Source organism: Luteibacter sp. P4_D7_3, assembly GCF_056401735.1.
The window spans coordinates 1-4461 of record NZ_JBFUIT010000315.1 but is presented as its reverse complement, the minus strand read 5'-3'; the positions used below and the strand labels follow the sequence as shown (position 1 = coordinate 4461).

The following is a 4461-nucleotide window of genomic DNA, read 5'->3' as shown; positions in this document are numbered from 1 at the left end:
GGCGAGCAGAAGGCCGACGCGCGCCTGATCGGCCAGTTCGGCGTCGGCTTCTATTCCGCCTTCGTCGTGGCCGACAAGGTCACGGTCATCAGCCGTCGCGCGGGCGAGCCGACCGAAGCCGGCGTGCGCTGGGAAAGCGATGGCAAGGGCGAATACACGCTCGAGGACATGAATGTCACCGAGCGCGGCACCACCGTCGTGCTGCACCTGAAGGCCGACGAAGACGAGTTCCTGAAGTTCTGGACGCTGCGTGCGGCCGTGACCAAGTACTCCGACCACGTGGCTTTCCCGATCCGCATGCCGGCCGAGAAGGATGGCAAGCCCGATCCGACCGAGTGGCAGACGATCAACTCGGCGTCGGCCCTGTGGAGTCGTCCCAAGAGCGAGATCACGGACGAGGAATACCAGAACTTCTACAAGGCGCTCGGTCACGACTTCAACGACGCGCTGGCCTGGACGCATAACCGCGTCGAAGGCAGCCAGAGTTTCACCACGCTGCTCTACGTGCCGGAACAGCCGCCGTTCGACCTGATGATGGGCGGCCGTGAAGAGCGCAAGGGCCTCAAGCTCTACATCAAGCGCGTCTTCATCATGGACGCCGCGGAAGAATTGCTGCCGAACTACCTGCGCTTCGTGCGTGGCGTGGTCGATGCCGACGACCTGCCGCTCAACGTCAGTCGCGAAATCCTCCAGCAGAACCGCCAGCTCGAGCGCATCAAGGCCGCCTGCACCAAGCGCGTGCTGGACCTTCTCGAGAAGGTGTCGCGCGATGAGCCGGAGAAGTTCGCGACGTTCCTCGCCGGCTTCGGCAACACGCTGAAGGAAGGCATTGTCGAAGACACCGCCAACCGCGATCGCATCGCCAAGCTGCTGCGCTTTGCATCGACCAAGGGCGACGGCCAGGCGAAGACGGTTTCGTTCGACGATTACATCGGCCGCATGGGCGAAGGCCAGGACACCATCTGGTACGTCACCGCGGACAGCTACGCCGCCGCCGCCGGCAGCCCGCAGCTGGAAGCGCTGAAGGCCAAGGGCATCGAAGTGTTGCTGATGTCCGACCGCGTCGACGAGTGGATGCTCGGCTACCTCACCGAATACGACGGCAAGCGCCTGCGCAACGTGTCCAAGGGCGAGTTCCCGCTCGACGAGGCTGACAAGGCGAAGCAGGAAGCGGCGTCCGTTGAAGCCGCCCCGCTGATCGAGCGCACGAAGACCCTGCTCGGTGATCGCGTCGGCGACGTTCGCGTCTCCGCGCGTCTCACCGATTCGCCGTCGTGCCTCGCGCTGGCCGACTTCGACCTCGCGCCGCACCTTGCCCGCCTGTTGCGTGAAGCCGGGCAGGATGTGCCAGAGTCGAAGGCCGTGCTCGAGTTGAACCCCGAGCATCCGCTGGTCAAGCGCCTCGCCGCCGAGACCGACGATGCCAAGGCCGGTGACATCGCCGGACTGCTCCTGGAACAGGCCGAGATCACCGCCGGCGCCCAGCTCGCCGATCCCGCCGCCTTCGTCCAGCGCATGAACCGCGTCCTCCTCGGCTAAATGTGGGAGCCGCTTCAGCGGCGATGCTCTATGTAGGAGCCGATTCATCGGCGATTGGGTGCTCGCGTCAACCTTCAACGGCTGCGCTTGCCCCATCGCCGCTGAAGCGGCTCCCACACAGAGCCTGCTATCGTCGTCTCCCATGTCAGCCCTGCTTATTCTCTTCGCCTGCCTCGCCCTAGGCATCCTGTGCCGGCGCTTCGCCACGTTGCCCGAAGGCATCGTCCCCGGCATCAACTGGTGGGTGCTCAACATCGCCTTGCCGGCCCTCGTGCTSGCGCTCGTTCCGCACGTCACGATCGATGCGCGGCTCTGGTTCCCGGTCGTCGGCATGTACGTCACGTTCTTCGGGGCATGGGCACTGTTTGCCACACTCGGCCGGATTTTCGCGTGGTCGCCTGCGCGGGTCGGCTGCCTGACCCTGGTCTGCGGCCTCGGCAATACCTCGTTCATGGGCTATCCGATGATGGAAGCCCTGCATGGCAAGGCGGGGCTTTCCGTAGCGGTCATCGCCGACCAGCTCGGTTGCTTTCCGATGCTGGCAGCAGGCGGCATCGTGGTGGCGTCGTTGTACTCGGGCCGGGGTGCGAGCGTGGCTGCCATCGTGCGCCGTGTGCTGACTTTCCCAGCCTTCGTCTGCCTGGTGATCGGCGTGGTCGTCGGGCTGCTGGGCGGGTGGCCCGCGGGCATCGAGAAAGTGATGCTGCAGATCGGCTCGACATTGACACCGCTGGCGCTGTTCTCGGTCGGCCTTCAGTTCCGTCTGCACCTCCAGCGCGATCAGCTGGGTGCGCTCGTCACCGGGCTGGGTTGGAAGCTGGTGTTGGCGCCGCTGGTGGTGTTTGGCATCGGTATCGCCGCGGGCCTCAGTGGCCTGACCCTTACGGTCGGCGTCCTGCAGGCTGCCATGGCGCCGATGATCTCCGCGGCGATCCTGGCCGACCAGTACGACCTCGAGCCCCTTCTGGCGAACACCGTCCTTGGCGCCGGCATCCTGCTCTGCCTGATCACGGTGCCATTGGGCAACCTATTGCTGCCTGCGGGCTGAGGCTTGGCTTTGCGCCGCTGCGACCTCACACTTTCCCCATGACCGAAACCCCGACGATCCCTGGCGTGCGTGCCGATGTGTGGCTCTGGGCCGCCCGCTTCTTCAAGACCCGCGCGTTGGCCAAGGAAGCGATTGTCGGCGGCAAAATCGAGCTCAACGATGCCGCGTGCAAGCCGGCGAAGACGGTGCAGATCGGCGACCACCTGAAGATCACGAGGGGCGACGAGCGCTTCGTGGCGGTCGTCGCCGCGCTGTCCGAAAAGCGTGGTCCGGCGCCAGAGGCGCGCAAGCTCTACACCGAAACCGAAGAGAGCATCGCCGAACGCGAGCGTCAGCGCGAGGATCGCCGGCTCACTGGCGGCGCCTTGCTTCGCCCCCACGGTAAGCCGGACAAGCACGCACGCCGTTTGATCCAGGACCTGAAGAAGACGCTCTGACCATGCTCGTTCCCACCGACATCGTGCCGGGACGGCTGCTCAGTCGTCATGGACGCACGCGTGGCCATCGTCTCCTGCAAGCGATCGGCAGGCTGTTTCCGTCGTTCGCGATGCGATCCGGCACGGCGCTCGACCTGCACCAGTACGGCATCGTCGTGCGCCGTGCCGCGCAGCGAAGAATCGTCTTCGTGCCGTTCATGGCGATGGCCGATCTCCACCTCTATCGCACGGGTCGGCGACTGTCCGGGCCGGCCGATGCGCTCGCATTTCGCCGTGGTCCGGACGATCCGTGGGTCGACGTGCTCGACGACCATGGCGACGCATTCCATCTGCGCGGCGAAATCATCGGCGGCCAGTTGCGTGAGCGCGGCCCCCTGGCGTTGCGCACGCTGGAAGCCGGCGAGGTGCTGACGTTCCACGCCGTCACGCACGCCGTCGTTCGATTGAGCAGCGTGGGTGTCGATATCGACGGGCAGCACTTTTCCATCGCGGACATCGCGAAGCTCGACGAAGGTGGTCCGGACGGTTCGTTGCGACTGTTGGACGCTTACGGCCACACGCTGTGGAGCGTGCACACGCTGTCGCTGTTCAGTGCGGATCTTTTTGTTGTGCTGATGCGCACGATGATCGAAGCGCACCAATATGGCATCACACAAAAAAGGCCAGGTCCGGCGCCCTGAGCGTCGGCGACGGTCCGGCTAGTGGGGCCTGCATCACGGTACGCCTACCGAGAATTGGCCTTTACTTGTCTGCTCGACGGTTGTGGTGTTCAATCGACGGACGCCGGCATGGCGATCCAATCATCAGGGAACAAGGACAGTATGATGTTTTACGCTCCTCGTAATGCGAGCGCTCGTATGCGCTCCTTGCTCTACTTTGGCTTGGGAGTCGCATTCCTGTGCCTGGCGCCGGCCGCTCACGCATACGCCGGCGAATCATCGGGCACACCGGCGGTACCCGAGAGCACCGCCCCAGCAGGCGGCGGCGCTCTGCCGGTTCCGTACACCCCCGAAGAATCGACCCAGCTTTGCGAAGCCAACTTCACAGAAGTGCCCGATTTCATCGGTGGGACGCTGCCCGTATACGGTACCTGGACACTCACATCGTCCGGCGAAGACACGCACGGCGCCATAGCTCGCCTCAAGGCGTTCCTTGGCAAGATACCCGACACCAGGATCGCGCACGAGGAATACCGCGGTTCGAAGGGCATTGTGGATATCATCGCGCTTGGCCCCATGTTTGCCGAACCGTCGAAAGTGACGGTGCCGCGTTACGCTCCACTTGAGATGCGTGTCGAGTTCGATGGGGAAATGGGCGCGACATCGCTGGTGATCCGCCCTTGGCGAAAGCAACAAGGCACGCGGGACATACTCAAATACGCAGCTTGCTCCATGCTCGCTGCCGCCGCGACAGGCAAGATGCCCGCGCTACCGGAAC

The 4461-nt window shown here is 64.5% G+C and carries 5 protein-coding genes; all 5 read left to right on the top strand.

The annotated features are described in order from the left end of the window. Positions 1 to 1539: molecular chaperone HtpG (gene htpG, locus AC1DSN_RS18850; protein ID WP_477332197.1), on the top strand; the 1539-nt coding region annotated here is incomplete at its 5' end. Positions 1540 to 1681: 142 nt separating this feature from the next. Then, positions 1682 to 2587 (top strand): AEC family transporter, encoded by a 906-nt coding sequence (locus AC1DSN_RS18845; RefSeq protein ID WP_477296744.1) that lies wholly within the window; start codon positions 1682 to 1684, stop codon positions 2585 to 2587. 38 nt (positions 2588 to 2625) lie between these two features. Then, positions 2626 to 3024, top strand: a complete 399-nt coding sequence (locus AC1DSN_RS18840; RefSeq protein ID WP_063571358.1) for an RNA-binding S4 domain-containing protein — start codon at positions 2626 to 2628, stop codon at positions 3022 to 3024. A 2-nt stretch (positions 3025 to 3026) separates the two neighbouring features. Beyond that, complete coding sequence (locus AC1DSN_RS18835) at positions 3027 to 3704, top strand: hypothetical protein (RefSeq protein WP_063571357.1); 678 nt, start codon at positions 3027 to 3029, stop codon at positions 3702 to 3704. A 108-nt stretch (positions 3705 to 3812) separates the two neighbouring features. Continuing rightward, on the top strand, positions 3813 to 4461 hold a 649-nt coding region (locus AC1DSN_RS18830; RefSeq protein ID WP_477332195.1), incomplete at its 3' end, for a hypothetical protein.